The following is a 1,047-nucleotide window of genomic DNA, read 5'->3' as shown; positions in this document are numbered from 1 at the left end:
GCAAACCCCGAAGGAGAACGCCCATGACGGGCGGTGAGACAACACCGTCCAGCCAGTGGACGGCATCGTCAAGCTCTTCTTACGCTGGTATGAACCAGATCAAGTTCGCGGGTTTGGATTCCATCTCAGCGCAGCCTCTGCGCACCCCGGGCAGCGCGCAGTGTACGGCATGTGCTACCCGACCCGGTCCGGGCTGGCTCCGCGCCCGCGCAGCAGTTGGCGCAACGCTGGTAACGCGGCCACACCGGCCTCGTAGCCCGCCTGGACGATTTCCTTGCGCACCGTGAAATCGGTGCTGGAAAACCGCGCCGTGTCTGGGCGGACCATGAAGTCGGCAGTTTGCCCCTCTAGCTGCGAGAGCGAGCGGCCCATGATTTCAAACGACTGCAGAATCACCTCGTACAGGCCCACGCGGGTGCTGTTTTGCGGCAGCACGCCCACGTCCACGCCAATCACCACATCGGCACCCAGCCTGCGCGCAGCTTTCACCGGCAAGGGGCTGACCAGCCCACCGTCCACCAGCTCCTCGTCAGCAATCACGCAGGGAACAAACACCCCGGGAATCGAGCACGAGGCGCGCACGGCCGCACCGGCATTGCCGCCCACCAGCAAGCGCAGTTCACCAGATTTCAGCACCGTGGCCACCGCGCCGAAGCGGCGTTTGAAGCGCTCGATGGGCACGTCCTTGACGTACTGGTTGACCAGCTTTTGCAGGGTTTCGCCGGTGAACATGCCGCGCTTGTTGCCCTGGCCCAGATCGACAATTTCGATGTCGCGCAGCCGCAAGGCCACCTCTTCGATCTGCCAGGGCGAGTAGCCCGCGGCATAAAAAGCGCCCACCAAGGAACCGGCACTGGTGCCCGCCACCACCTCGGGGGCCAGACCGGCTTCGACCAAGGCCTTGAGCACGCCGATATGGGCAAACCCCCGGGCCGATCCGGCCCCCAGGGCGATGCCGATTCTTTTGGCGGCGGGCGCTGCCTGCGCCAGCAACGGCGCGGCCCCGGCGGCAGCCAGCAGGCTTCGGCGCAGCACTACGGGCTTTCC

1 protein-coding gene and 1 riboswitch are annotated in these 1,047 nt (G+C 65.7%); the gene reads right to left on the bottom strand.

Annotation, left to right across the window (positions count from 1 at the left end; genetic code table 11):
• Positions 1 to 58: 58 nt before the first annotated feature.
• Positions 59 to 159: riboswitch (TPP riboswitch) on the bottom strand.
• Positions 160 to 174: 15 nt separating this feature from the next.
• A partial coding sequence (locus tag AC097L_RS26250; RefSeq protein WP_479589620.1) for a patatin-like phospholipase family protein occupies positions 175 to 1,047 on the bottom strand: 873 nt, incomplete at its 5' end.

This window comes from Rhodoferax sp. RT5P35 (genome assembly GCF_056521385.1).
Note: the sequence above shows the minus strand (reverse complement) of the source record. Positions and strands in the feature narration are given on the sequence as shown.